Origin of the sequence: Streptomyces sp. NPDC046197 (assembly GCF_040646295.1) — a bacterium.
Taxonomy (GTDB): Bacteria; Actinomycetota; Actinomycetes; order Streptomycetales; family Streptomycetaceae; genus Streptomyces.
Genome location: NZ_JBEYZY010000005.1, coordinates 41,680 through 66,014, shown reverse-complemented (window position 1 = coordinate 66,014; position 24,335 = coordinate 41,680). Strand labels below are relative to the sequence as shown.

Genomic DNA, 24,335 nt, shown 5'->3' with positions numbered 1-24,335 from the left:
GGCGGGACGCACCCCACCGAATTCTGTGGCAGGCGCTAGCGTTCCGCCGGAAGCGGTGATCTCCGCGGGCCGGGAAACCGGGAAACCCCGGCACCCCAGGAGTCCCCGGACCGGACGGAAGGCGAGGGCGGCGGATGCGGGCTGTGGTGTTCGAGCGGTACGGAGAGCCGGCCGAGGTGCGGGACGTGGCGGACCCGCGGCCCGCGGCGCACGGGGTCGTGGTGCGGGTCGAGGCGACCGGCCTGTGCCGCAGCGACTGGCACGGCTGGCAGGGCCACGACCCCGACATCACGCTGCCGCACGTGCCCGGTCACGAACTCGCCGGTGTGGTCGAGCAGGCCGGCCCCCGCGTCACCCGCTGGCGGCCCGGCGACCGTGTGACCGTGCCCTTCGTCTGCGCCTGCGGCACCTGCCCGTCCTGTGCGGCGGGCGACCAGCAGGTGTGCGAGCGGCAGACCCAGCCCGGCTTCACGCACTGGGGCTCCTTCGCCCAGTACGTGCCGCTGGACCACGCCGATGTGAACCTGGTCGCCGTACCCGAGGGTCTCTCCTTCGCGACGGCGGCCTCACTCGGCTGCCGGTTCGCCACGGCGTTCCGGGCGGTGGTCCAGCAGGGCCGGGTCGCGCCCGGCCAGTGGGTCGCCGTGCACGGCTGCGGTGGTGTGGGCCTGTCGGCGGTGATGATCGCGGCGGCCGCGGGGGCGCGGGTGGTCGCGGTGGACGTGTCGCCGCAGGCCCTGGACCTGGCCAGGAGGTTCGGCGCCGCGCAGTGCGTGGACGCGGCGGCCGTGCCGGACACCGCCGAACGGGTCCGCGAGCTGACCGGCGGCGGCGCCCATCTCTCCCTGGACGCCCTCGGTTCGCCCGTCACCTGCGCGGCCTCCGTGAACGGCCTGCGCCGCCGGGGCCGCCACGTCCAGGTCGGTCTGCTGCCCTCCCCGACGGGCACGGCTCCGGTGCCCATGGCCCGCGCCATCGCCCTGGAGCTGGAACTCCTCGGCAGCCACGGCATGGCCGCGCACACCTACCCGGAGATGCTGGCGCTGGTGGCGGCAGGCGTACTGCGGCCCGATCTGCTGGTGACGTCGACCATCCCGCTGGCGGGGGCCCCGGACGCGCTGGCGGCGATGGGCTCGGCACCGGGGGCCGGGGTCACGGTCATCGAGCCGTGGAGCTGACGCGACCGGGACGGGCCGGCCTGACGGTGCCCCGCGCACGTGGGGCACGCCGTCGGCGCACACGGGTGCGATTGGCTCAGTCGCCTCTGCGGTTGCGGTTGCCGGGCCTGGCGGCGACCCATGCGCGGACGGTGTCCGCGTACCAGTAGGGCTTGCCCTTCTCCACGTGGTCGGGCGGCGGCAGCAGACCGTGCTTGCGGTAGGACCGCACGGTGTCCGGCTGCACCCGGATGTGCGCCGCGATCTCCTTGTACGACCAGAGCCTTCGGTCGGTCATGACGTGCACCTCCCTGCACGCACCACGGCGGCGGCCGGGAAGGCCGTCGGGGGAGCCGGGTGCCGCGCTGGCGATCACAAATCCTGTGTCCGTCCAACGACGCTCAGTGAGCAGCGGCAAGCGCCTGTCGACCGGATGTGACCCAGAGTCCGCGTACGTGCGACATGTGTGACAGGGCGGAGGTGTTTGTGACAGATCCGGGGCAAAGGCGCCAGCGGGTCCGAAGAGGTGATGCGCCAAGCGCGGTGTCTCGTCAGAATGTCCGGACAAAACATTGACAGGGCTCCGCACCCGCACTACAACCGGGAGGAGCCGATGCGAAGGGAAGCCGATGGCGTACGACGTGATCACCATGGGGCGGATCGGGGTGGACCTGTATCCGCTGCAGACGGGCGTGCCGCTGGCCCAGGTGTCGGCCTTCGGGAAGTTCCTGGGCGGCTCGGCGGCGAACGTCGCGGTCGCCGCGGCCCGCCTCGGCCGCCGTACGGCGGTGATCACCCGCACCGGCGACGATCCCTTCGGCGCCTACCTCCACCAGGCGCTGCGCGGCTTCGGCGTCGACGACCGCTGGGTGGCACCGGTTCCCGGACTGCCCACCCCGGTCACCTTCTGCGAGGTGTTCCCTCCGGACGACTTCCCGCTCTACTTCTACCGGCAGCCCAAGGCCCCGGACCTGGAGATCCACGCCGGTGACCTCGACCTCGACGCCATCCGCGACGCACGCCTCTTCTGGGTCACCGGCACCGGGCTCAGCGAGGAGCCCAGCCGTACGGCGACCCTCGCGGCCCTCGCCGACCGGGCCAAGTCCGGCCGTACGGTCTTGGACCTCGACTGGCGCCCCATGTTCTGGCACGCCCCGGAAGCCGCCCGCCCCTTCTACGACGAGGCCCTGCATCACACCACCGTCGCCGTCGGCAACCTCGACGAGGTGGAGGTCGCCACCGGTGTGCGCGAGCCGCACGCCGCCGCCCGCGCGCTGCTGGACGCGGGCGTCGAACTCGCCGTCGTCAAGCAGGGCCCGAAGGGCGTCCTGGCGGTCAGCAGCAAGGGCGAGTCGGCCGAGGTCCCGCCGCTTGCGGTCAAGGTCCTCAACGGCCTGGGCGCCGGTGACGCCTTCGGCGGTTCCCTGTGCCACGGTCTGCTCGCCGGCTGGGACCTGGAGCGCATCGTGCGGCACGCCAACGCCGCCGGTGCCATCGTCGCCTCCCGCCTGGAGTGCTCGTCCGCGATGCCCACCCCGGCCGAGGTGGACGCCGCCCTCGCCGCCGGAGCGGTGCTGTGAGGGCGGCCCGCGCCGGAGGGGCTGCGCACGAGTCGGACGGCGCTGCCGCACCGGACCCAGGACCGCGCCGCCGCGTTCGAGAAGTGGCGCGGCGCCTGCGCCTGCCCACCGGGCGCGTGTCCGGTGGTGGGCCGTTCCCTGCTGTACCCGGCGGACGGCGACGTGGCCGCCGCCGTGGACACCGCCGTAGGACTGCTGTGAGGGCCGCATGACCAGCAATGAGCTGTACGTCCCCCGGGGCACCACCGCGAACGCCCAGTACGTCGTCGACATCGACCCCAAGCGGGCCGGCTGGACCCACTGCAGCCTGCGGGTGGTGGAACTCGGGCCGGCCGGCACACACACGTTCACCACCGGCGACAGCGAGTGGATCGTACTTCCGCTCGAGGGTGGATGTACCGTGCGGGCACAGGACGACATGGCGGACGAGGAATTCCAAGTCCGGGGCCGTGAGGGCGTGTTCGGCGGAGTCACCGACTTCGTCTACGCGCCGCGTGACGCCCGGGTCCAGATCGCCTCCGGCGCGGGAGGCCGCTTCGCCCTGGCAGGAGCGAAGTGCGAGCGTCGACTCCCCGCCCGCTACGGCCCCGCGCCGGAGGTTTCCGTGGAGGACCGCGGCAGCGGCGGCTGCGCGCGCCAGGTGCGCAACTTCGCCTCGGCGGACGCCTTCGACTGCGACCGGCTGATCGCGGTCGAGGTGATCACGCCCGGCGGTCACTGGTCGTCGTACCCGCCGCACAAGCACGACGAGTACCGGCCGGGCGAGGAGTCGCAGCTGGAGGAGATCTACTACTTCGAGATCGAGGGCCCGCACGGTTTCGGGTACCAGCGCGTGTTCCCCTCGCGTGCGGGCGGCTCCGACGTTCTCGCGGAGGTCCGCTCCGGCGACGCCGTCCTGGTGCCCGACGGCTGGCACGGCCCGTCCGTGGCGCAGCCCGGCCACGCCATGTACTACCTGAACGTCATGGCCGGTCCGGGGGAGACGCGGGAGTGGCGGATCTGTTTCCACCCGGATCACGCGGACAGCACAGGGGGTTACCGATGACCTCTGAATCCTCCAAGTCCTCCACGGTGCGGCTGACGGCCGCACAGGCGCTGGTGCGGTTCCTGTCCGCCCAGTACACCCAGCGGGACGGGGTGCGGCAGCGGCTGATCGGCGCCACCTGGGGCATCTTCGGGCACGGCAACGTCGCCGGCATCGGCCAGGCCCTCGTCGAGTACGCCGATGTCATGCCCTATCACCAGGGCCGCAACGAGCAGGCCATGGTGCACGCCGCGGTCGGCCACGCCCGCCAGTCCAACCGCCTCACCACGCACGCCGTCACCACCTCCGTCGGCCCGGGCGCCACGAACCTGGTCACCGGAGCCGCCCTCGCGACCATCAACCACCTCCCGGTCCTGCTGCTGCCCGGCGACGTCTTCGCCGCCCGCCCCGCCGACCCGGTCCTGCAGCAGCTCGAAGTGCCGTACGCGGGCGACGTGTCGGTCAACGACTGCCTGCGGCCGGTGTCCCGGTACTTCGACCGGATCGGCCGCCCCGAGGCCCTGATCCCCTCCGCCCTGCAGGCGATGCGCGTACTCACCGACCCGGTGGAGACGGGCGCGGTCACGCTCGCCCTTCCGCAGGACGTCCAGGCGGAGGCGTACGACTGGCCGGAGGAGTTCTTCGCCGAGCGGACCTGGGCCGTGCGGCGCCCGGGTGCCGACCCGGCCGAACTCGCCACCGCCGTCCGGGCGGTCCGCGCCGCCCGCCGCCCCCTGCTGATCGCGGGCGGCGGGGTCCACCACAGCCGCGCCGAGGAGGCGCTCGCCGAGTTCGCCGAGGCCACCGGGATCCCGGTCGCCTCCACCCAGGCCGGCAAGGGCTCCCTGCGCTACGACCACCCGCAGGACGTCGGCGGCATCGGTCACACCGGCACCGCGACCGCCGACGAACTGGCCCGCGCCGCCGACCTGGTGATCGGGGTGGGGACGAGGTACACCGACTTCACCACGGCTTCCGGCACCCTCTTCACCGGCCGGGGTGTCCGCTTCATCAACCTCAACATCGCCCCCTTCGACGGCCACAAGCTCGCCGGACTGCCGCTGATCGCGGACGCCCGCAGCGGCCTGCAGGAGCTGACCGAGGCACTGCGGCTGCACGACCACCGCGTCCCCGACGCGTACCTCGCCGAGTACACGCAGGGCAAGGAGCGCTGGGAGCGGCGCGTGGACGCCTGCTACGAGGCCGGCGAGCCGGACGTACGGCCCACTCAGCCGCAGGTGCTCGGCGCACTGGACGCGATCGTCGACGAGACGGACATCGTCATCAACGCGGCCGGCTCCCTCCCCGGCGACCTGCACAAACTGTGGCGTACGCGCTCGCCCGACCAGTACCACCTGGAGTACGGCTACTCGTGCATGGGCTACGAGATCCCGGCCGCGATCGGCGTGAAGCTGGCCGCACCCGACCGGCCCGTGTGGGCGCTGGTGGGGGACGGGACGTACCTGATGATGCCGACGGAGATCGTCACCGCCGTGCAGGAGGGGATCGCGATCAAGGTCGTGATCCTGCAGAACCACGGCTACGCCTCGATCGGCGGACTGTCGGAGTCGGTGGGCGGCGAGCGGTTCGGCACCGCGTACCGCTTCCGCTCCGCCGACGGCACCCACACGGGTGCCCCGCTGCCCGTCGACCTCGCCGCCAACGCGGCCAGCCTCGGCATGCGGGTGCTGCGCGCGAAGACCGTCCGCGACCTGCGCGGGGCCCTCGCCGAGGCGCGGGCGGCGGACACTCCCACATGTGTCTACGTGGAGACCGAAACCGCAGACACAGTGTCGGGCGCGCCCGAGGCGCAGGCCTGGTGGGATGTACCTGTGGCCGAGACCGCGACCCGACCGTCGGCGGTCAAGGCACGTGAGCTGTACGAACGGCATGTCTCGACCCGACGCCGCCATCTGTGAAGGAGTAACCGGGAATGACGAAGATCGTCAACCACTGGATCGGCGGGAAGACCGTCGAAGGCGCCTCGGGCACGTACGGGCCGGTCACGGACCCGGCGACCGGCGCGGTCACCACGAAGGTCGCCTTCGCGACGGTCGACGAGGTGGACGCGGCCGTGGCCGCCGCCAAGGACGCCTTCGCGACCTGGGGCCAGTCCTCGCTGGCCCAGCGCACCTCGATCCTGTTCAAGTTCCGGGCGCTGCTCGACACGCACCGCGACGAGATCGCCGAGCTGATCACCGCCGAGCACGGCAAGGTGCACTCCGACGCGCTCGGTGAGGTCGCGCGCGGTCTGGAGATCGTCGACCTCGCGTGCGGTATCAACGTGCAGCTCAAGGGCGAGCTGTCCACGCAGGTCGCCACCCAGGTGGATGTGGCCTCGATCCGGCAGCCGCTCGGGGTGGTCGCGGGCATCACGCCGTTCAACTTCCCGGCGATGGTCCCGATGTGGATGTTCCCCATGGCCATCGCGTGCGGCAACACCTTCGTGCTGAAGCCGTCCGAGAAGGACCCGTCGGCTTCCCTGAAGATCGCCGAGCTGCTGGCCGAGGCCGGGCTGCCCGACGGCGTGTTCAACGTCGTGCACGGCGACAAGGTGGCCGTGGACCGTCTCCTGGAGCACCCGGACGTCAAGGCGGTCTCCTTCGTCGGCTCGACGCCGATCGCCCGTTACATCCACACCACCGCCTCCGCGAACGGCAAGCGGGTCCAGGCCCTGGGCGGCGCCAAGAACCACATGCTGGTACTGCCGGACGCCGACCTGGACGCGGCCGCCGACGCCGCCGTCTCGGCCGCGTACGGCTCCGCCGGCGAGCGCTGCATGGCCATCTCCGCCGTCGTCGCCGTCGGTGCGATCGGCGACACGCTGGTGGAGAAGATCCGCGAGCGCGCCGAGAAGATCAAGATCGGCCCGGGCAACGACCCCACCTCCGAGATGGGCCCGCTGATCACCAGGGCGCACCGCGACAAGGTGGCCTCGTACGTGGAGAACGCGGCCGCCGAGGGCGCCGAGGTCGTCCTGGACGGCACCGGCTACACCGTGGAGGGCTTCGAGGACGGCCACTGGATCGGCATCTCGCTGCTGGACAAGGTGCCGACCGGCGCGAAGGCCTACCAGGACGAGATCTTCGGCCCGGTGCTGTGCGTGCTGCGCGTGGACACCTACGAGGAGGGCGTGGCCCTCATGAACAACTCGCCGTTCGGCAACGGCACCGCGATCTTCACCCGGGACGGCGGCGCGGCCCGCCGCTTCCAGCTGGAGGTCGAGGCCGGCATGGTCGGCGTGAACGTGCCGATCCCGGTGCCGGTGGGCTACCACTCCTTCGGTGGTTGGAAGGACTCGCTCTTCGGCGACCACCACATCTACGGCAACGACGGCACGCACTTCTACACCCGCGGCAAGGTGGTCACCACCCGCTGGCCCGACCCGTCCGAGGCCCCGGCCGGTGTCGACCTCGGGTTCCCGCGCAACCACTGAGGGCGGTCCCCGCTCCCCGTCAGGCCGTCCGAATACCGGGCGGCCTGACATTTTTTTGACGCCCGAGCTGCGGTTCCCGTGCGGAGGGGACGAAACGGAAGACGTAGGCGTCACGCGCCATCTTTCTTGGAAAGCAAGGTCAGAATCTTCAAGGGCTTTGGGAATGGGCAATTTGGTGTTGATCACCTGGGAAAGTGATGTGGCGAACGCCGCTTGCCCGCTGCGGATTTCGAAGGTAAACAGCCATTGACGCAGCGGTTTTCGTCGGGGTTCCATCAGCGCCGGGAGCGGACGAGAGCACGTACGACCGAAGCCGCCGGAGGCGATAGCGCTCCCGACCCCTTCACCTGTCGCACGAGTCGATCGGAACCGCCGCATGACCGACACGCTCCGCCCTGTCGACAACGCCACCCCAGAGGCGTCCGACAGCCCTCAGAAGCTCAAGCGCTCCATCGGGGTGGTCGGCGGCACTCTTCTCACGCTCTCGTGCGTGACGCCCGCCTCCACGCTGTTCGTGGTCGTGCCCGACCTGTTCGGCTCCCTCGGCACCGCCACCGCCCTGACGATCGCCATCGGCTCCCTCCTCTGTATCGCCGTGGCGTTCTGCTACTCGGAGCTGGGCACTCTCATCCCCAGCGCGGGCGGCGAGTACGCCATGGTGTCGACGATGGCCGGGCGGCTCGCGGGCTGGCTGGTCTTCGTGCTGTCACTGCTGGTGGTCATGATCGTCCCGCCGGTGATCGCGATGGGCACGGCGGACTACCTGGCGCCCATCGTGCATCTCGACCCCGCGATGACCGGTGCCGGCGTCATGCTGCTCGCCACCCTCGCCGGTCTGCTGGACCTGCGTGCCAACGCCTGGATCACCGGCATCTTCCTGGTCCTGGAGGTCGTCGCCGCGGGCGTGGTCGCCCTGCTGGGCTTCGCGCACAGCCACCGCGGGGTGGGCAGCCTGGTCTCCATGCAGGTGGCCGGTACGGACGGCCACACGGACACCGTGACCGCGATGCTGGTCGTCTCCGGACTCGCCATCGCCCTCTTCGTCACCCAGGGCTTCTCGACCGCCGTCTACCTCTCCGAGGAGCTGGAGCACCCGCGCCGCAACGTCGCCCGCACGGTGCTGGCCACCCTCGCCATCTCCACCGTGGTCATCCTGGTCCCGGTCGTGGCCATCACCATGGGCGCCTCCGACATCAAGGAGCTCACCGGCGGCGACCTCAGCAGCATGGTCACCGCCTGGTCCAACTCCGCGGTCGGCACCTTCGTCAGCCTCTGCGTGGCCCTGGCGATCATCAATGCCGGCATCGTCATGGTGATCCAGAACTCCCGCGTGCTGTTCGCCTCCGCCCGCGACAAGGCCTGGCCCGAGCCGGTCAACAACGTCTTCTCCAAGCTCGGCCGGTTCGGCTCCCCGTGGGTCGCCACCCTCGCGGTGGGCATCCCCGGTGCGGTCCTGTGCTTCGTCAACCTGGACACGCTCTACGGCGTCACCGGCGTCTCGGTGACCGGCATGTACCTGCTCGTCGCGGTCGCCGCCCTGCTCGCCCGCCGCGGCAGCCACAAGCACACGCCCGCCTGGCGCATGCCGCTGTGGCCCGCCATGCCCCTCCTGCTCATCGCGGTGCTCGCGTACATCCTCAGCCAGCAGGAGATGACCTACCTGCTGTGGACCGGAGGCATCACGGCGGTCGCCACCCTGTACTGGGCCTTCTACCTCCGTCCGCGCCGCGACACCCGCTGGCTGGTGTCGATCCCGGAGGACGCGCGGGCCTGATCGTCACCGTCAGGTGAAGTCCCAGGTCACCACCGAGCACGTCCCGTCGTCCTTGCCCCCCGCGCTGCGGTAGGCGGCAAGGGCGACGTCGTTTCCGGTGTCCACCAGGACCCACATGCCGTAGCAGCCGAGCTCGCGGCCGAGGGCGGCCAGCCGCCGCACCAGCTCCCGGCCGATCCCCCTGCGCCGGTACGGCTCGGCGACCGCCAGCTCGTACAGGAACATCTCGGTGCCCTTGTCGGGATGGACGGTCTCGACCCCGCTGACGAAGCCGACCGGGGCGGCGGCGTTCTCCGCGTGCTCCTCGTAGGCGAGCAGGAGGTGATGCCCGGCGGCGGTCAGGAAGCGCTCGGCCCACGCGGTGCGGACCGGGTTGTCGAACAGGTACTCGGCAGCGGCCACTTCGGCGACGGTGGCGGCCCGGCGAATCTCCATGGGCCTTGGTACCACGCCTGCGGTATGCCGGGTGAGGCCCGTACTCCCGGAGGAGGGGCGGAGGTTCGGTCCGAAGGCTGCTTCGGCTGTCGGTGGCGGCCCGTACCGTGGACGCATGGATCTTCGACGGCTCCGTCTCCGGGGGCTGCTTCGGGGGCCCCGGCGCCTGCTGGCCGCCGGGGCCGTCGTCGTCGTGCTCGTCTGCGCGGGTACCTGGACGGCCATGACCGCGGTCGCCTCTGGCGGCCCCGCCCCGGTGCACCGCTTCGACCGGGTCATGAACATGGGCGACGGAGTGCGCCTCGACACCTCGTACTTCACCTCCGCGGTGCCCGGCCGCCGCCCGGCCGTCCTGCTGGCGCACGGCTTCGGTGGCAGCAAGGACGACGTGCGGCAGCAGGCACAGGACCTCGCCAGAGACGGGTACGCGGTGCTGACGTGGTCGGCCCGCGGCTTCGGCAGGTCCACGGGAAAGATCGGCCTGAACGACCCCGGGGCCGAGGTCGCCGACGTCTCCAGGCTCATCGACTGGCTGGCCGGGCGCCCCGAGGTCGAGCTCGACCGGCCCGGCGACCCGCGCGTGGGCGTGGCGGGCGCCTCCTACGGCGGCGCGATCTCCCTGCTGGCCGCGGGGTACGACCGGCGGGTGGACGCCATCGCCCCGGCGATCACGTACTGGAACCTCGCGGACGCCCTGTTCCCCAACGGCGTCTTCAAGAAACTGTGGGCGGGCGTCTTCATCAACTCCGGCGGCGGGTGCGCACGGTTCGAGCCCGAACTGTGCCGGATGTACGAGCGGGTCGCCGAGTCCGGGAAGCCGGACGCCGAGGCGCGCAAACTGCTGGAGGAGCGCTCCCCGGCGGCGGTCGCCGGCCGCATCAAGGTGCCGGCGCTGCTGGTGCAGGGCCAGTCCGACTCCCTCTTCCCGCTCGGCCAGGCCGACGCGGCACAGAAGGCGATCCGCGCCAACGGAGCCCCGGTCGACGTCGACTGGATCCCGGGCGGCCACGACGGCGGCGACCCGGAGACCGGCCGGATCCAGACACGCGTGAAGACCTGGTTCGACCGGTACCTCAAGGGCACCAAGGGCGTCGACACAGGCCCTGCCTTCCGCGTCACCCGCACCGGAGGCGTCGACTCCACCGACGGGCGGGCACTGCTGCGGGGCGCGAGCGCAGCCGCCTACCCGGGGCTGCAGAGCGCCCCGCGGCCGGTCCCGCTCAAGGGAGGCGAGCAGCGCCTGGAGAACCCGGCCGGAGCGAGCCCGCCCGCCGTCTCGTCCCTGCCCGGCCTCGGCGGCGCGGGCGGCCTCGGCCAACTCTCCTCGCTGGGCATCGGGGTGTCGCTGGACTTCCCCGGCCAGTACGCGCGGTTCGACTCCGCGCCGGTCGCCGGCGACCTGCGGATCACCGGATCGCCGACGGTGACCGTCCACGTCACGTCCACGAGCGACGACGCGGTGCTCTTCGGGAAGGTGTACGACGTGGGACCGGGCGGCACTCGGCCGGTCCTCCCCTCCCAACTGGTCGTCCCGGTGCGCGTCGAGGGCGCCCGGGCGGGCAGGGACGTCACGCTCACGCTCCCGGCCGTCGACCACGAGGTGCAGAAGGGCCACCGGCTCCGCCTGGTCCTCGCCTCCACCGACCTGGGCTACGCCTCGCCGACGGCGCCCGCGACCTACACCGTCTCGGTGAAGGGCGACCTGCGGGTGCCGACCGCGCCCGGTGTGACCACCGCGGCCGCGCCACTTCCGACGTGGGTGTGGTGGCTGCCGCTCGTGGGCGCGGCGGTCGCGCTCGCCCTGCTGCTGACGGCGCGGCGCCGTACGGCGACCCCCGCACCCGATCCGCGGCTGGCCGAAGTCCCCCTCCGGATAACCGGCTTGAGCAAGCGGTACGCGAAGTCGGCGGACCGGTACGCGGTACGGGACCTGTCCTTCCGCGTGGAGAAGGGGCAGGTGGTGGGTCTGCTCGGCCCGAACGGCGCGGGCAAGACGACGACCCTGCGCATGCTGATGGGCCTGATCGGCCCGGACGGCGGAGAGATCCGCGTCTTCGGTCACACGATCCGGCCGGGTGCGCCGGTGCTCTCCCGGGTCGGCGCCTTCGTCGAGGGCGCCGGCTTCCTGCCGCATCTGTCCGGCCGGGAGAACCTGGAGCTGTACTGGCGGGCCACCGGCCGGCCGGCCGAGGACGCGCACCTGGACGAGGCCCTGGAGATCGCCGGCCTCGGCGACGCCCTGGCCCGGGCGGTGCGCACGTACTCCCAGGGCATGCGTCAGCGCCTGGCCATCGCCCAGGCCATGCTCGGTCTGCCGGACCTGCTCATCCTCGACGAACCGACCAACGGACTCGACCCGCCCCAGATCCGCGAGATGCGCGAGGTGGTGATCCGGTACGCGGCAGCGGGCCGCACCGTCATCGTCTCCAGCCATCTGCTGGCGGAGGTCGAACAGTCCTGCACCCATCTGGTCGTCATGGACCGCGGCCGGCTGGTCCAGGCCGGCCCGGTCGCCGAGATCGTCGGTTCCGGCGACACCCTCCTCGTCGGCACCGCCACACCCGTGCAGGAGCCCGTCGTCGAAAAGGTGGCCACCCTGCCGGGCGTGGCCTCGGCGGTGCGGACCGAGGACGGCCTTCTGGTCCGGCTCGAACCCGGCGGCACGGCGCAGCGCCTGGTCGTCGAACTGGTGCGCCTGGAAGTGCCCGTCGCGTCGGTCGGCCCGCACCGGCGTCTGGAGGACGCCTTCCTCACCCTGATCGGAGGTTCCGCATGAGCACGCCCGCCGTCACCGAGGTGGCCTCCGGCTACCGGGCGGGCCGCACGCTGCCCCTGCGGGTGGAACTGGTGCGGCAGTTGAAGCGGCGCCGCACCCTGGTCATGGGCGGGATCCTGACCGCGCTGCCGTTCGTCCTGGTCGTCGCCTTCGCCGTCGGAGGCGACCCGGCGGGCCGCAACGACCGGGTGACGCTGATGGACACGGCCACCGCCTCCGGCGCCAACTTCGCCGCGGTGAACCTGTTCGTGTCGGCGGGCTTCCTGCTGGTGATCCCGGTGGCACTGTTCTGCGGGGACACGGTGGCCTCGGAGGCGAGCTGGTCCTCGCTGCGCTATCTGCTCGCCGCGCCCGTGCCCCGGGGCCGCCTGCTGTGGTCCAAGCTGGTCGTCGGGCTGGGGATGAGTCTGGCGGCGATGGTCCTGCTGCCGGTGGTGGCGCTCGCCGTCGGCACCGCCGCCTACGGCTGGGGCCCGCTGCAGATCCCCACCGGCGGCGCCCTGGACACGGGGACCGCGACCCAGCGGCTGGTGCTCGTCGTGGCGTACGTCTTCGTGTCCCAACTGGTCACCGCGGGACTGGCGTTCTGGCTGTCGACCAGGACGGACGCACCCCTGGGCGCGGTCGGCGGCGCGGTCGGCCTGACCATCGTGGGCAACGTCCTGGACGCCGTCACCGCCCTCGGGCACTGGCGCGACTTCCTGCCCGCGCACTGGCAGTTCGCCTGGGCGGACGCCGTTCAGCCCCACCCCGAGTGGACCGGGATGATTCAGGGCTCGGCGATTTCCACTACATACGCACTGGTGCTGTTCGCACTGGCCTTTCGTGGTTTCGCCCGGAAGGACGTGGTGTCGTAGCCGGCCGGCCGACGGGGTTCGCCCCGCCGGCCGAAACGGAAAGTGCTCGTGCACCCCCCGGCGACCAGTGACTTCCCGCCCTTTCCGGATGCGGAGCGGGCCAACCGGGTGAATCCCCGAAACCAATTCCCCGGTGCCGGGTTGATGATGCAGCAGGGCATGCGACGCCACGAGACGCCACGAGAAAGGAATATGCAGTGCTCAAAAAGGCAATGGCCGCCGCGGCGGCCGCCGGTCCGCGGTAGCACGGCCTTTCGGCGCAGGCTTTTCCGCCTGAGGGGCAAACACGTGGTGACGCGAGGCAGACGGGCGACACACGTTCCGCGGCTTCCCCCACGTCCATGCCTCGTTCGGTGCGGTGACCGTTCACGTCGTGCCACCCGGCTCCGGCCGTCCATGGAGCATTGAGCCGGAATGCGTGTACGACAGATCGGTCGACCAATTATCACTCCGAACCCGGCGATGGCAGCAAGTACAAGAACGAATGACCGCCCAACGTACCGGCCTCCCGGCTGTGTCATGGCCGGCCTTGGACGTAGATCCGCGATCCGCGTTCCACGGCTGGCTTTCCCGATTCTTCAAGCAGGAAGATAACCACATTGCGACAGACCCTGAGCAGGGGAGTGTTCGTTGCGGCCGCCGCCGCCACGGGCATTCTGTCCCTGTCGTGCAGTTCGGCCATCGCTGACACGGACGCGACCGGAGGCACCTCGGGTTCCCACGGTCTGCTGGCCGGGAACGCCGTGCAGGCTCCGGCCGATGTGCCGGCGAACCTGTGCGGCAACACCGTCACCGCGGGCGCGGTGCTCAACGACGCGTTCGGCAACTCCTGCGTCGGCGACGCGTGCGACACGGCGACGGACGAGACGTCCCAGTCCTCGACCAGCGACCTGGGCTACGGCACGAGTGACACCGTGCTTGGGACGCAGGCGGCCGGGACCAAGGCCACCGGCTGCCAGGCTCCTCCGGCCACCAGCGTCACCACCCCGAGGACGCCCCCCACGCGCGTCAGCAAGCCGCCGCGCAAGACGACTCCGCCCAAGCGGAGCCGTAAGACGCCGCCTCCGGCCCGCCACGTGGAGCTCAACGAGCCGCCCCAGCTGGCCCAGACCGGGGACAAGGCCATGCTGGCGACCTCGGCCGCCAGTGCGGCACTGATCACCGGCGGAATGATGCTGTACCGCCGCGGCCGAGTCGCCTCCCAGCGGTAGCGGCTTACGGGTGCCGGACGCGATCCGCCCGGCACCCGCACGCCACCGCTGACGAGCAGGCATCACCCGGACCGGTTCGAGCCACCACACGAGGGGGCTCGAACCGGTCCGGTGGCGCACTGCCGCTCGGGCCGGGCCGGCAGAGACGGTGCCGTCGGCGGCCGTCCAGGCAGCGACGGTCCCGTCGGCGACCGTCCCGGCAGCAACCGTCCGGTCGGCGACCGTTCCGTCAGTCAGGGTCGGCCCAGCTGTCACGTTCGGCCCGGCGGGCCCGGGGCCGGCCGTCGGCGCCTGCCCCCTCAGCGGCACCCGGACGGGCCGCTGACGCCGGATCGCGCCCGGCGAACCGGCAGCGTCCGCGTATGATCGCCCGTCAGCGACGCACCGGCGTCGGCGACCAGTCCCGGCTGCCGCCTCCCGGTACGGGAATCCTCCCGCCCATGGGGGTCTTCTTCAGTCGACGGCGCACCCCTCGGACGAGGGTGGCCGCCGTGAAGGGCGCGCCCTGCACGAAGCGCATGGCCGGCCCGAATCCGGAGGCGGTCAGCAGGCCCGCGAGGAACAGACCGGGGTGGGAGGACTCGAAGTCGTGCCCGACCGCCGGGGAGCCGTCGGGCAGCGCCGCCAGCGTCCCGCGGAGCTCGTCGGAGAGCACACCCAGCCGGTCGCAGCGCGCCCGGAATCCCGTGGCCGCGATGACGTGTTCGGTCTCCAGGGCGCGCAGGCCTCCCTTGGGGCTCGCGAGGTCCAGCCGTACCCCGCCGGGCACCGCACTGGCAGCGGTGACTTCGTGGCTCGGCAGCAGTTCCACCGCGCCCTCCACCCGGTCCCGCACCCACCACGCGCCCGCCGGCCCCAGCGCCGTGGTCGCGATGCGCGCCCGGGTGGCCTGCGGCAGGTGCCGGTAGAGGCCGGGACGCTCGGAGTAGAACCAGTTCCGCCAGCCGGGGCCGAGGCCGCTGTGTGGGGAGCGGACGTTCTGCCACCAGGGGCGCTCCCACAGCGGCGGCATGTCGTTCCACCGCAGCCGGTCGGCCCGCGCCAGCACCCGTGCCCGGGTGCCCTGTTCGGCGAGCAGCGCCGCGGTCTCCAGGGCCGCCTGGCCGCCGCCGATCACCGTGACGTCCTTGCCCCGGAAGCGGTCGAGGTCACTGTGGTGGCTGCTGTGCGTCACCAGCGCGGGGTGCAGTCCGCGCAGCGCCGCCGGCACCTCGACGAACGGCATCACACCGACCGCCAGCGCCACCGCCCGCGCGTGCAGTACTTCCCCGTCCTCGATGACCGCCGTGAAGCCGCCGGGACCGTACGCCACCCGGGTCACCATGCGCTCGTCCACCTCCGGCACGGCATGGCGCGCGAACCACAGGCCGTAGGAGGCGAACGCCTCGACCGGGATCGGCTCCGCGTGACGTGCCGTCATGCCCCGCTCGGCGCAGTACACGTCGAGACGATAACGCCCGCCGGGGTCGGAGAGGTTGGACGCCCAGGGCTCGGACTTCAGGAACATGCCCCGGGGCATGTTGTCCCGCCAGGACGCCATGGGTCTGCCGAACACACGCATGTTCAGCCCGGCGCCCGCGGCGTGGGAGGCGATCGACAGGCCGTACGGGCCCGCCCCCACCACCAGAAGGTCGTACATCATCAACTGCTCGCTTTCTCGTCGTCGGTCAGGGCGGGTGAGGCCGCCCTGGGGATCACAAGTGGCACCGGTGCCGCCGGGGCCGCGCTCAGCCGCTCCCGCAGCCGGCGGGACACATGGCGGCACCACAGGGCCCACATCGCCCACCCGGGAACGCGGTCGTCCCGGGCGTACCAGGCCAGTTCGCGCCCGCCCGGCGCCGTGCGCAGCGCGGCGAGCGGCGCGTAGTTCTCCACCACGAACGCCCGCCCGGCCAGCGGGACGCCCTCCGGCACCGCACGGCCCGTCAGGTCCAGGTGCAGGGCGCGTACGACGTCCAGCCCGGTGCTGTCCGCGAAGAGCCGGAACTGGGCGCCGGGGCGCGGGTTGAAGTCCAGCAGGTGGTAGCGGCCCGTCGTGCCGCAGCGGCGGAAGTCGAGGTCGAAGACGCCGCGGTAGCCGAGCTCGCCGATGAGCCGCTCGGCCAGCGCCTGGATCTGCGGGTTGGGCGTCCAGCAGCCCACCGCGGTCAGCCCCGCGCCACGCGGCCAGGCAAGCTGCTTGCGGCCCGGCCCGCCCGCGCGCACGGCGCCCGAGTGGTCGGCGTAGCCGTGGAAGAACCAGTCCCGGTTCGGTCCCGGTGCCAGGTACTCCTGCAGCAGCAGCCGGCTGCCCGCCTCCCGGGTGCGCATGTACAGCTCCTGGGCCTGCTGCTCGGTGTGTACCAGCACCGTGCTGCGCAGTCCGTTGCCCGTGGGCAGTAGCCAGGGCCGGCTCCACTTCGCCACCAGTGGCAGCCCGAGCCGGCGGGCGGCGTCGGCGACCCGGGCCGGGTTGTCCGGGACCAGCGTCACCGGGTGCGGGACGCTCGCGGACGCGCACACGGTGGCCAGTTCCGCCTTGTCGGCGACGCGTTCGGCCAGCGGGCCCGGCATCCTGGGCAGCAGGTAGGAGGGCGTGAGATCGTCCCGCATGCCTGTCGCGGCGATCGCGCTCGCGTCGTCCATCGGGACCAGGACGGCAGGGCGCGCGATCCGGTCGGCCACGCGGCGCAGCACGGCCCGGATGTCGTCCGGGGATGCTCCGGGAAGCGGCGGGGCATGCATCTGACGTACGTAACGAGACCTTTGAACGGGACTACCCGTGGAATCGGCGACGACATGCACCTCCACTCCTGCCCTGCCGAGCGAACGCACTGCCCCCAGCGTTCCGTGGTGAAAGGGATTCCGGTCGATCCGCAGCAGTACGGCGGGGACTCGGGTGTCAAGCAACGACACGAATTCTCTTTTCTTTCGGATCGGCTCACCCGTGCGGGCGAGCGCGGTACTCGAAAGCCGCAATGGCGGTGGCGCCATTGGCTTTCCTGTGCCTGACTTCATATGACTGTGCGTCAATAATGAGAAATGCGCGAGAAAGTCGGACGAGAGCGAATGAAGGAGCAGGCATGGCCCCAGTGCACAAGCGGGCCCGGGTCCGCCGGCTGGCCGTGGGCGCGGCGGCGGCCGTGGCGTCCGCCGCCCTGGCCACCGGTCCCGCGTCGGGGCTGGAGGTGATGAGGCCGGCCGGATCCTCCGCTCCGGTGCCGCCCCCGGCGGTGCCCGCGCCGAGTGTCCCGTCCGTCCGTCCACCCGCGGTCGCCCTGCCTGCGATCGCGACGCCCACGATCCCGACGCCCGCGATTCCCACGCCCGTGATCCCGACGCCCACGGTTCCCACGGTTCCGGCTGATCCCGGGGTGTCGCTGACACCTCCGGCCCTCCCCGGACTGCCGGTGCCGACGCCGCCGAACATCCAGGTCCCTCTGCTGGCCAACGGTTCGGCCTTCGGTGCCTTCCTCAGCTCCGACGCCCTCGGCGTGGCCCGCATGGGGCTGCTCAGTCACTGGCTGGGCGGTGCCGAACTCCGCGTCGGCCACACCTATCTGCCCGGCGACAGCTGGCGCGACATCGAGGGTGCCCCCAGCTTCCTCGACGTGTGGGCACACTGGCGCAACGAGCGAACCGACCGGATGTTCGTCCTCAACGTCCCCCTGCAGGAGCGCAACGAGGACGACGTCTCCGACGGCGACGTCAGGCAGCTGCTGCGGCAGGGCGCGGCAGGGAGGTTCGACCACCACTTCCGCGCCCTGGCCGAGCGGCTGGTTCGGCTCAAGGTGCCGGACACGGTCCTCGTGCTGGGCTGGGAGATGAACGGCAGCACGTACACCCATCGCTGCGGGCCGGACCCGGAGTCCTGGAAGAAGTACTGGAACCGGATCGTCACCACCATGCGTTCGGTGCCCGGCCAGCGGTTCCGGTTCGACTTCGCGCCGAGCCGCGGTCTGGACGCCGTCGCCTGGACGAAGTGTTATCCGGGTGACGCCACGGTCGACATTCTCGGCATGGACTCCTACGACCAGCCGGCCGGGATTTCCTTCGACCAGCAGGTGCGGGAGCCCTACGGGCTTCAGGCGCATGTGGATTTCGCGAAGGCCCACGGCAAACCCATCTCCTATCCCGAATGGGGGCTCTTCCGCAACGGCGACAACGCCGAATACATGCAGCGCATGCTCGCGTGGATGGACGAGCACAAGCCGCTCTACAACACGCTGACCGACTACTGTCCGCACGGTGTGTGGCAGTGCGCGGCCAACCCGAAGTCGGCCGAGGTCTACCGGGCCCATCTCTTCGGCCGTACCGACCAGACGGCCCCGGCCCCCGTACCGACGCCGTCGCCCACCGTGCCCACCGCACCACCGCCCCCGCCGGCCTGCTCGCCGCTGGACCTGGGCAGCTGGGTGGAGCACTGGCTCGGCGGGAAGCTCTGCGTCCGCCTCGACTGGTGGTCGCACTAGCGCGGCGACGAACGCGCCCCGGCCGACGACGAGTTGGGCAGGCTGGACCGTGGTCACAGCTGACCGTGCACATCGGCGGCGGGGGCCGGGCCGGGCACCGAGGCGGCGGGGAGGGGGTCGTCTTCCTTCCCCCTCCGCCTCGGCCGCGCCAGCAGGACCAGTCCGGACAGCAGTCCGCCCGCGCTCGCGCCCACCAGTGCGGTCACCCGGGACGACGCGGACGTCGGCTCGGTCGGCCGGACCGCCTTCGAGAACTGCACGAGCTGGACATGGGTGGTCTCCTTGGCGGCGTTCGCCTGCCGGGTCAGCGCTCGGGAGACGGCGTTGGCCATGTCGGTGGCGAGACCCGGGCGCGGGGAGGTGGCCGACACGGCGACCATCGGAGCGTCCGGCGAGGTCGCCGCCTGCACGTTCCGCTGCAGGGTGCGCACCGGCACGCCCACCTGGTCCTGCGCGTCCGCCAGCACCGACAGCTGGGTGGCGACACGACCGTAGGCCTGCGCGAAGCCGAGGGCGGAGTTCACCTCGGTCTTCCCGGTCGGTACGGCGACGACGTAGCTGGTGGCGGTGTACGTCGGAGGGGTCAGCACGCCGTACGCGCCGCCGAACAGGCCGCCGACGAGGGTGCCGGTCGCGAGCAGCGACCAGGGCGGCAGCCCCCTGACGCGGTCCAGGGACAGGCGGCGCTGACGGGTCGGGGTGTCGGTCATGAGGGGCTTGCTCCCTGAGGTGAGAGGGACGACGACGAGCTGGAGATCGCTGCTGCGTACACGTTCATGAGCCGCGCCGCGCTGCGGGTGATGCTGTAGCGGTGCGCGGCCTCCGGCGCCGTGCGGGGCCGGGGCCCCGCCGCGCGGACCTCGGCGATCGCGCGGGCGAACGCCTCGGGGCCGCCGCGCACGCGCCGCGCGCCGGCCGCGGCCGGGGGCGGCAGGTCCTCGATCGCCGGGCAGGAGGCGTAGAGCACCGGCAGGCCGGAGGCCAGCGCCTCCACGGCCGCGAGTCCGAAGGCCTCCTCCGCGGACGGGGACGCGAGCAGGTCCATCGCGGAGGTGAGCGAGGGCAGGTCGGGACCGGGGGAGCCGTCGGGGACGTAGGGACGTTCGCCGGTGAACAGGACGCGCTCGGCCACACCGGCCTCGTGTGCCGTCCGGCGCAGGACGTGCTCCTCGGGGCCGCTGCCCACCAGCAGCAGCCAGTGGTCGTCCGGGAGCCGGGTGAGCGCGTGGACGAGGACGTCGAACCGCTTGCCCCGGGCGAGCCGGCCGACACCGCCGACGACGTACGCGCCCTCCGGCAGGCCGAGGCGCCGGCGGGTGCGCTCGCGCCGCTCCTGGTCGAAGCGGAAGCGGTCCAGGTCGATGCCGTTCGGGACGACCTCGATGCGGGGCGCGGGCACGCCCCAGCGCTTGAGGCGGTCGGCCACCGTCGGGGACACGGCGACCGTCGACGAGCCGAGGCGCTCGCTGGCGAGATACAGCCTGCGCACCCCTGACGTCAGCCTGCGGCCCTCCATCTGCGAGTCGCCCAGGGAGTGTTCGGTGGCGACGACCGCACGGACCCCGGCGATGCGCGCGGCGAGCCGGCCGTAGACGCAGGCCCGGTACAGGTGCGTGTGCACCAGGTCGTAGCCGCCCTTGCGGATCAGCCGGACCAGGCGCGGCAGCGCGGCCAGGTCCCGGTTGCCGCCCATGCCGAGATGGACCACGCGGACACCGTCGGCGGTCAGGCCCTCGGCGACCGGACCGGGGTTGGTGAGCGTCACCACGTCGCAGTCGACGGGCAGGTGGCGCAGCAGCAGACGCAGCTGCTGCTCGGCCCCGCCGACACCGAGACCGGTGATGATGTGCAGACCCTTCATCTCACAAGCCCTCCACGGGGCGCCGGCGCAGCCGGTGCAGCCGGTGCTTGAGGTACAGGCGCCAGGCCGTGTCCGTCTGGCCGATGTGCACGCGTGGCAGGGCGTGCGGACCGGTCAGCGGGCCGGGGTCGATGGCGCAGGCGTAGGCGTATCCCGCTTCCCGTACGGCCCGCACGGCGCGGGCGTCGACCGTGCCGTACGGATAGCAGAAGCCGTCCACCCGCCTGCCGGTCAGCTCCTCGAGCAGGGCGCGGCTCTCGGTGACCTCGGCCTTGAGGGTGAGGTCGTTCGCCCGGGCGAGGTCGGCATGGGTCAGTCCGTGCGAGCCGATCTCCACGCCCTCGGCGGCCGCGTGCCGGATCCCGTCCGCGGTCAGCAGCGGCTTGCGCGGGCCGAGCGGATCCCAGGCGTTGTCGCCGCCGAGGCGTCCGGGCAGTACGAAGAGGGTGGCGCCGCAGCTCCAACGGCGCAGCAGCGGCAGGGCGTCGGTGACGAAGTCGGCGTACCCGTCGTCGAAGGTGAGCCCGACCAGGCCCCGCCTTTCGCTCCGGGTGCGGGCGGCGAGCAGCGCGGCCACGGACACGCCCCGCAGCCCCCGCCGGTGCAGCCACGCCAGCTGCCGGTCGAGCCGCTCGGGGGTGACCGTGATGCGGTACGGGTCGTCCGAGCAGTCGCCCACGGAGTGGTACATCGCCACCCACGGGACCGGACCGGGGCGCGGGGCAGGCAGTCTGCCGATGGTGGAGGTTTCAGCGGAAACGGCCATGTGTCAGCCTTCGTGTGACGGTGCGTACGGAGCGCAGTGCGGGTGCGAAGCTCTGGGCGCCCAGGGCGCCGGTGAGCGGGACGAAGACGGCGGTCACGGTCAGGCAGCCGGCCACGAGGCCCGCCACCGGGGACTGCGGCCGGCTCGCCACGAACGCCCCGGCGACAGTGGCGACGACCGCCGCGCGCACCGGCCTGCTCAGCTCGGCCAGTACCTGCCGGACGCGGATCGAGACGCTGTGCGGGCCGTTTCGGGGCGCGCGCAGGCCGGCCAGCATCAGGGCGGCCGTGAAGGTGATGCCCAGGGCATTGGCGGCGGCGATCCCCGACACGCCCCAGGTGCCCACGGTCGCGGCGCCGACCCAGGACGTCACCGCGACGCCCGCGGTCATCGCACCGACGGGATACCAGCTGGGCCGGCCCGCCGAGAAGTACGAGCGGACCAGGGCACCCACCAGGGTCTGGCCCAGCAGGCCGAAGGAGTACACCCGCATGACGTCCGCCGTCGCCGCGGTGTCACTGGCGGTGAACGCGCCCCGCTGGAAGAGCAGTTCGATCATCTGCGGGGCGCAGGCGATCACCACGCACATGCCCAGCAGCACCAGGCCGGAGGCCAGCGCCAGATCCCGCTCCACACGCTTGCGGGCGCGTTCGGTGTCGCCGTCCGCGAGCGCCCGTGCCACCACCGGGAAGGTGACGGTGCACACCATCAGCGACAGCGTCATCGGGATCTGGGCGACCTTCTGCGCGTAGTTCAGGTGCGAGATGGCCCCGGCGGGCAGGGTGGAGGCGAGGAAGCGCTCGACCAGGACCTGCGACTGGCGGCACAGGGCGAAGAGGAGGACGGCGGCGACCAGGGCGAGTTGCATCGGCCGTTCCTCGGCGACGGCCCCGGCCTCGCGCAGGACCGGCCCGCGCGAGGACAGTTGCCGCCACAGCGAGGGGATCTGGGCCACCACCATCAGACAGCCGCCCGCCGCCACCCCGACCGCCGCGGAGCGCACGCCCCAGTGCCCGCCGAGCAGGAACATCGCGGCGATGATGCCGGTGTTGTAGGCGACGTAGATCGCGGCGGGCGCGAGGAAGCGGCGGTGTGCCCGGAGGGCGGCGCTGCAGTACCCGGCGAGACCGAAGGACAGCACGCAGGTCGCCGTGAGCCGGGTGCAGTCGGCGGCGAGCCGGGGGTCGGGCAGACCGGGCGCCAGGGCCCGGACCAGGAAGGGGGCCGCGCCGGCGATCAGCGCGGCCACCGCGGCCAGGGCGAAGCACAGGCGGGGCAGGGTGGAGGCGAGCACGGCACGGACCGGGTCGCCCGGGGCGCCGCGGGCGCGACGGGCCAGCGCCATGCTGAACGCCGGGATCAGCACCAGCGCCAGTCCGTCCTCGATGAGCAGGGTGGCGGCGAACTCCGGCACGGTCCAGGCGACCAGGAAGGCGTCCGTCTCGCTCCCGGCACCGAACAGCCGGGCCAGCGACTGGTCACGCACCAGGCCGAGCAGGGAGCCGGCCATGGAGAGCGACGCCGTGACGAGCGCGGCCCTGGCGAGGAATCCCCGCGAGGACGAGGGCGCGTCGGTGCCGTTCCCGGCCGGGACGGCGGTGCGTGCCGCGGGTACGGTCGCCGCGTCGTCGGCCGCGGAGCCGGGGGTCTGCGAAGGCCTCACCGTCATCGCGCCACGGCCTCCTCGACGCGCTCGCGCACTCCGTCCCGCGGCACGACGCCCACCCGCTTCTCGCCGGCCAGCGCCCACCAGGCCACCAGCCCCAGGCCCATGGCGGTCAGCACGGTCGACGGGCCGCCGATGTCCCCGTACACGAAGTCGGTCAGGAACCAGATCAGCAGCCCGCAGGCCACGAGTGCGCAGTCGAGCCCGGGTCCGCGCACGCGCAGCAGTCCCCGCAGCCCGCACACCAGCAGCGCCAGCCAGCTCCCGGCGAGCGTGAGCAGCCCGATCAGTCCCTGCTCGCTCAGCACCAGCAGGTACATGTTGTGCGGCGACAGCAGCGCCTGCTTCTGGTACGCCGCTCCCGCGCCCGCGATCTCGGCGCCCGACGACAGTGCCAGCGTGGCGTGCCCGTCCCGGTACTGGGGGAAGCCCTTCACCCCGACACCGGTCAGCGGGTGCTGGCGCCAGATGCCGATGGCGGACGCCCACAGGGTGTACCGGTCGACGACGGACTGGTCGGGGGCGTCGGTGACCTGCGCGATGCTGTTGATCCGCTCCTGCAGCATGGCCGTGCCGACGCCGAACCCGCCCACCAGGATCACGCCCGCGGCGGCCGCGGCCGCGGCCACCTTCAGGGCGCGCCGCAGCCCGGTCAGCACCAGCTGCGCGGTGCACGTCAGGGCGGTCGCGATCCAGGCGCCCCGGCTGAAGGAGAGGGCGAGCGGCAGCAGCAGTGCCAGAGCGCATCCGGCGGCGATCGCCCGCTGCCGTACGGGCGCCGGGCCCAGCGCGATCGCGACCGCGCACACCAGGCCGAGGGAGACCGCCGCCGCCATGCCCATCACGTCGTGCGCGCCGAAGGTGCCGACCGCACGGATGTCCTCGCCCTGGTAGGAGGCGCCGGTCCGGGTGACGTACTGGTGCACGCCGATGGCCCCCTGCCACAGCGCGAGCCCCACGAACGACCAGGCCAGCAGCCGGAAGTCGCCCCGGTCGCGGATCAGCAGCAGCACGGCCGCCGGGACCAGCACGAAGATCTGCAGATAGCGGCCGAGGCCGCTCAGACCGGTCTCGGGAGAGGACGCCCCCATGGCGGCGAGCGCGAACCCCACGACCGGCAGGCCCAGCACCACGGCCGCGGTGGTCGACAGCGGGCGCCGCCGTTCGCGCAGCAGACGGATCACGCAGTACACCACCATCAGCCCGGAGACCACGTCGGCGGGCCCCGCGCCGTGCGACGCCAGTGGCAGGGCCAGCAGCGCGAGCACGGCCACCAGGGGCAGGACCGGCGCCAGCGCGACGGCCCGGCTCTGGAGCGGTGTCAGGGCGTGGCTCACGTCT

19 protein-coding genes and 1 pseudogene are annotated in these 24,335 nt (G+C 72.4%); 11 read left to right on the top strand and 9 right to left on the bottom strand.

The genetic code is table 11. The features are described 5' to 3' along the window. Window positions 1–134: 134 nt before the first annotated feature. Complete coding sequence (locus tag AB0A61_RS08995) at window positions 135–1,178, top strand: zinc-dependent alcohol dehydrogenase family protein (RefSeq protein WP_361288464.1); 1,044 nt, start codon at window positions 135–137, stop codon at window positions 1,176–1,178. 76 nt (window positions 1,179–1,254) lie between these two features. Here the strand turns inward: AB0A61_RS08995 and AB0A61_RS08990 are convergent, their stop codons facing one another. After that, the gene (locus tag AB0A61_RS08990; RefSeq protein ID WP_361288461.1) at window positions 1,255–1,455 is read right to left on the bottom strand and encodes a MerR family transcriptional regulator; all 201 of its coding nucleotides are present in this window, start codon (window positions 1,453–1,455) and stop codon (window positions 1,255–1,257) included. Between the two features lie 331 nt (window positions 1,456–1,786). Between AB0A61_RS08990 and iolC the strand changes: the two genes are divergently transcribed. From iolC to AB0A61_RS08960, 6 genes and pseudogenes are all read left to right on the top strand, one after another. Then, window positions 1,787–2,737 (top strand): 5-dehydro-2-deoxygluconokinase, encoded by a 951-nt coding sequence (gene iolC, locus AB0A61_RS08985; RefSeq protein WP_361288458.1) that lies wholly within the window; start codon window positions 1,787–1,789, stop codon window positions 2,735–2,737. A gap of 57 nt (window positions 2,738–2,794) precedes the next feature. Next, window positions 2,795–2,938, top strand: a pseudogene (locus AB0A61_RS08980) (deoxyribose-phosphate aldolase); the annotation flags it as partial. A 7-nt stretch (window positions 2,939–2,945) separates the two neighbouring features. After that, window positions 2,946–3,782, top strand: a complete 837-nt coding sequence (gene iolB, locus AB0A61_RS08975) for a 5-deoxy-glucuronate isomerase (protein WP_361288455.1) — start codon at window positions 2,946–2,948, stop codon at window positions 3,780–3,782. Continuing rightward, window positions 3,779–5,680, top strand: coding sequence for a 3D-(3,5/4)-trihydroxycyclohexane-1,2-dione acylhydrolase (decyclizing) (iolD, locus tag AB0A61_RS08970; RefSeq protein WP_361288452.1), 1,902 nt, complete (start codon window positions 3,779–3,781; stop codon window positions 5,678–5,680). Before iolB ends, iolD begins: the two co-directional genes overlap by 4 nt. A gap of 14 nt (window positions 5,681–5,694) precedes the next feature. Next, window positions 5,695–7,197: a CoA-acylating methylmalonate-semialdehyde dehydrogenase gene (mmsA, locus tag AB0A61_RS08965; RefSeq protein ID WP_361288449.1), complete on the top strand. Its 1,503-nt coding sequence runs from the start codon at window positions 5,695–5,697 to the stop codon at window positions 7,195–7,197. Between the two features lie 376 nt (window positions 7,198–7,573). Next, complete coding sequence (locus AB0A61_RS08960) at window positions 7,574–8,971, top strand: APC family permease (RefSeq protein ID WP_361288446.1); 1,398 nt, start codon at window positions 7,574–7,576, stop codon at window positions 8,969–8,971. 9 nt (window positions 8,972–8,980) lie between these two features. Here AB0A61_RS08960 and AB0A61_RS08955 read toward each other — a convergent pair whose 3' ends face one another. Continuing rightward, window positions 8,981–9,406 carry a GNAT family N-acetyltransferase gene (locus AB0A61_RS08955; RefSeq protein ID WP_361288443.1) on the bottom strand — a complete coding sequence of 142 codons (426 nt, stop codon included), beginning with the start codon at window positions 9,404–9,406 and terminating at the stop codon, window positions 8,981–8,983. 115 nt (window positions 9,407–9,521) lie between these two features. Between AB0A61_RS08955 and AB0A61_RS08950 the strand changes: the two genes are divergently transcribed. The 3 genes from AB0A61_RS08950 (at window position 9,522) to AB0A61_RS08940 (ending at window position 14,250) form a co-directional block, all read left to right on the top strand. Continuing rightward, window positions 9,522–12,182, top strand: coding sequence for an alpha/beta fold hydrolase (locus AB0A61_RS08950; protein WP_361288440.1), 2,661 nt, complete (start codon window positions 9,522–9,524; stop codon window positions 12,180–12,182). Continuing rightward, the gene (locus AB0A61_RS08945; protein ID WP_361288438.1) at window positions 12,179–13,039 is read left to right on the top strand and encodes an ABC transporter permease; all 861 of its coding nucleotides are present in this window, start codon (window positions 12,179–12,181) and stop codon (window positions 13,037–13,039) included. Before AB0A61_RS08950 ends, AB0A61_RS08945 begins: the two co-directional genes overlap by 4 nt. A gap of 599 nt (window positions 13,040–13,638) precedes the next feature. Next, window positions 13,639–14,250 (top strand): chaplin family protein, encoded by a 612-nt coding sequence (locus tag AB0A61_RS08940; protein ID WP_361288436.1) that lies wholly within the window; start codon window positions 13,639–13,641, stop codon window positions 14,248–14,250. A gap of 373 nt (window positions 14,251–14,623) precedes the next feature. Here AB0A61_RS08940 and AB0A61_RS08935 read toward each other — a convergent pair whose 3' ends face one another. After that, complete coding sequence (locus AB0A61_RS08935; protein ID WP_361289134.1) at window positions 14,624–15,889, bottom strand: NAD(P)-binding domain-containing protein; 1,266 nt, start codon at window positions 15,887–15,889, stop codon at window positions 14,624–14,626. A 2-nt stretch (window positions 15,890–15,891) separates the two neighbouring features. Next, window positions 15,892–17,145, bottom strand: a complete 1,254-nt coding sequence (locus tag AB0A61_RS08930) for an ATP-grasp domain-containing protein (RefSeq protein ID WP_361288433.1) — start codon at window positions 17,143–17,145, stop codon at window positions 15,892–15,894. 167 nt (window positions 17,146–17,312) lie between these two features. On the opposite strand from AB0A61_RS08930, the gene AB0A61_RS08925 reads away from it, so the two are divergent. Further along, window positions 17,313–18,701: a glycosyl hydrolase gene (locus AB0A61_RS08925; protein WP_361288430.1), complete on the top strand. Its 1,389-nt coding sequence runs from the start codon at window positions 17,313–17,315 to the stop codon at window positions 18,699–18,701. A 53-nt stretch (window positions 18,702–18,754) separates the two neighbouring features. On the opposite strand, the gene AB0A61_RS08920 is transcribed toward AB0A61_RS08925, so the two are convergent. The 5 genes from AB0A61_RS08920 to AB0A61_RS08900 are packed head-to-tail and all read right to left on the bottom strand — an operon-like array spanning window position 18,755 to window position 24,331. Beyond that, a complete protein-coding gene (locus AB0A61_RS08920; protein WP_361288427.1) occupies window positions 18,755–19,411 on the bottom strand; it encodes a lipopolysaccharide biosynthesis protein in 657 nt (218 codons plus the stop codon). Continuing rightward, window positions 19,408–20,562, bottom strand: a complete 1,155-nt coding sequence (locus AB0A61_RS08915) for a glycosyltransferase (RefSeq protein ID WP_361288424.1) — start codon at window positions 20,560–20,562, stop codon at window positions 19,408–19,410. Before AB0A61_RS08915 ends, AB0A61_RS08920 begins: the two co-directional genes overlap by 4 nt. A gap of 1 nt (window position 20,563) precedes the next feature. Further along, complete coding sequence (locus AB0A61_RS08910) at window positions 20,564–21,328, bottom strand: polysaccharide deacetylase family protein (RefSeq protein WP_361288421.1); 765 nt, start codon at window positions 21,326–21,328, stop codon at window positions 20,564–20,566. Continuing rightward, the gene (locus AB0A61_RS08905; protein WP_361288418.1) at window positions 21,312–22,997 is read right to left on the bottom strand and encodes a lipid II flippase MurJ; all 1,686 of its coding nucleotides are present in this window, start codon (window positions 22,995–22,997) and stop codon (window positions 21,312–21,314) included. Before AB0A61_RS08905 ends, AB0A61_RS08910 begins: the two co-directional genes overlap by 17 nt. After that, window positions 22,994–24,331, bottom strand: coding sequence for an O-antigen ligase family protein (locus tag AB0A61_RS08900; RefSeq protein ID WP_361288415.1), 1,338 nt, complete (start codon window positions 24,329–24,331; stop codon window positions 22,994–22,996). The genes AB0A61_RS08905 and AB0A61_RS08900 overlap by 4 nt, the downstream gene beginning before the upstream one ends. Window positions 24,332–24,335 lie beyond the last annotated feature (4 nt).

Bases quoted from the DNA above. Each gene is read 5' to 3' on its own strand.
- iolC (WP_361288458.1), top strand. From the start codon at position 1,787: ATGGCGTACGACGTGATCACCATGGGGCGGATCGGGGTGGACCTGTAT.
- iolB (WP_361288455.1), top strand. From the start codon at position 2,946: ATGACCAGCAATGAGCTGTACGTCCCCCGGGGCACCACCGCGAACGCC.
- AB0A61_RS08955 (WP_361288443.1), bottom strand. From the start codon at position 9,406: ATGGAGATTCGCCGGGCCGCCACCGTCGCCGAAGTGGCCGCTGCCGAG.
- AB0A61_RS08945 (WP_361288438.1), top strand. From the start codon at position 12,179: ATGAGCACGCCCGCCGTCACCGAGGTGGCCTCCGGCTACCGGGCGGGC.
- AB0A61_RS08960 (WP_361288446.1), top strand. From the start codon at position 7,574: ATGACCGACACGCTCCGCCCTGTCGACAACGCCACCCCAGAGGCGTCC.
- AB0A61_RS08925 (WP_361288430.1), top strand. From the start codon at position 17,313: ATGGCCCCAGTGCACAAGCGGGCCCGGGTCCGCCGGCTGGCCGTGGGC.
- mmsA (WP_361288449.1), top strand. From the start codon at position 5,695: ATGACGAAGATCGTCAACCACTGGATCGGCGGGAAGACCGTCGAAGGC.
- AB0A61_RS08990 (WP_361288461.1), bottom strand. From the start codon at position 1,455: ATGACCGACCGAAGGCTCTGGTCGTACAAGGAGATCGCGGCGCACATC.
- AB0A61_RS08935 (WP_361289134.1), bottom strand. From the start codon at position 15,889: ATGTACGACCTTCTGGTGGTGGGGGCGGGCCCGTACGGCCTGTCGATC.
- AB0A61_RS08950 (WP_361288440.1), top strand. From the start codon at position 9,522: ATGGATCTTCGACGGCTCCGTCTCCGGGGGCTGCTTCGGGGGCCCCGG.
- iolD (WP_361288452.1), top strand. From the start codon at position 3,779: ATGACCTCTGAATCCTCCAAGTCCTCCACGGTGCGGCTGACGGCCGCA.
- AB0A61_RS08915 (WP_361288424.1), bottom strand. From the start codon at position 20,562: ATGAAGGGTCTGCACATCATCACCGGTCTCGGTGTCGGCGGGGCCGAG.
- AB0A61_RS08910 (WP_361288421.1), bottom strand. From the start codon at position 21,328: ATGGCCGTTTCCGCTGAAACCTCCACCATCGGCAGACTGCCTGCCCCG.
- AB0A61_RS08995 (WP_361288464.1), top strand. From the start codon at position 135: ATGCGGGCTGTGGTGTTCGAGCGGTACGGAGAGCCGGCCGAGGTGCGG.
- AB0A61_RS08905 (WP_361288418.1), bottom strand. From the start codon at position 22,997: ATGACGGTGAGGCCTTCGCAGACCCCCGGCTCCGCGGCCGACGACGCG.
- AB0A61_RS08920 (WP_361288427.1), bottom strand. From the start codon at position 19,411: ATGACCGACACCCCGACCCGTCAGCGCCGCCTGTCCCTGGACCGCGTC.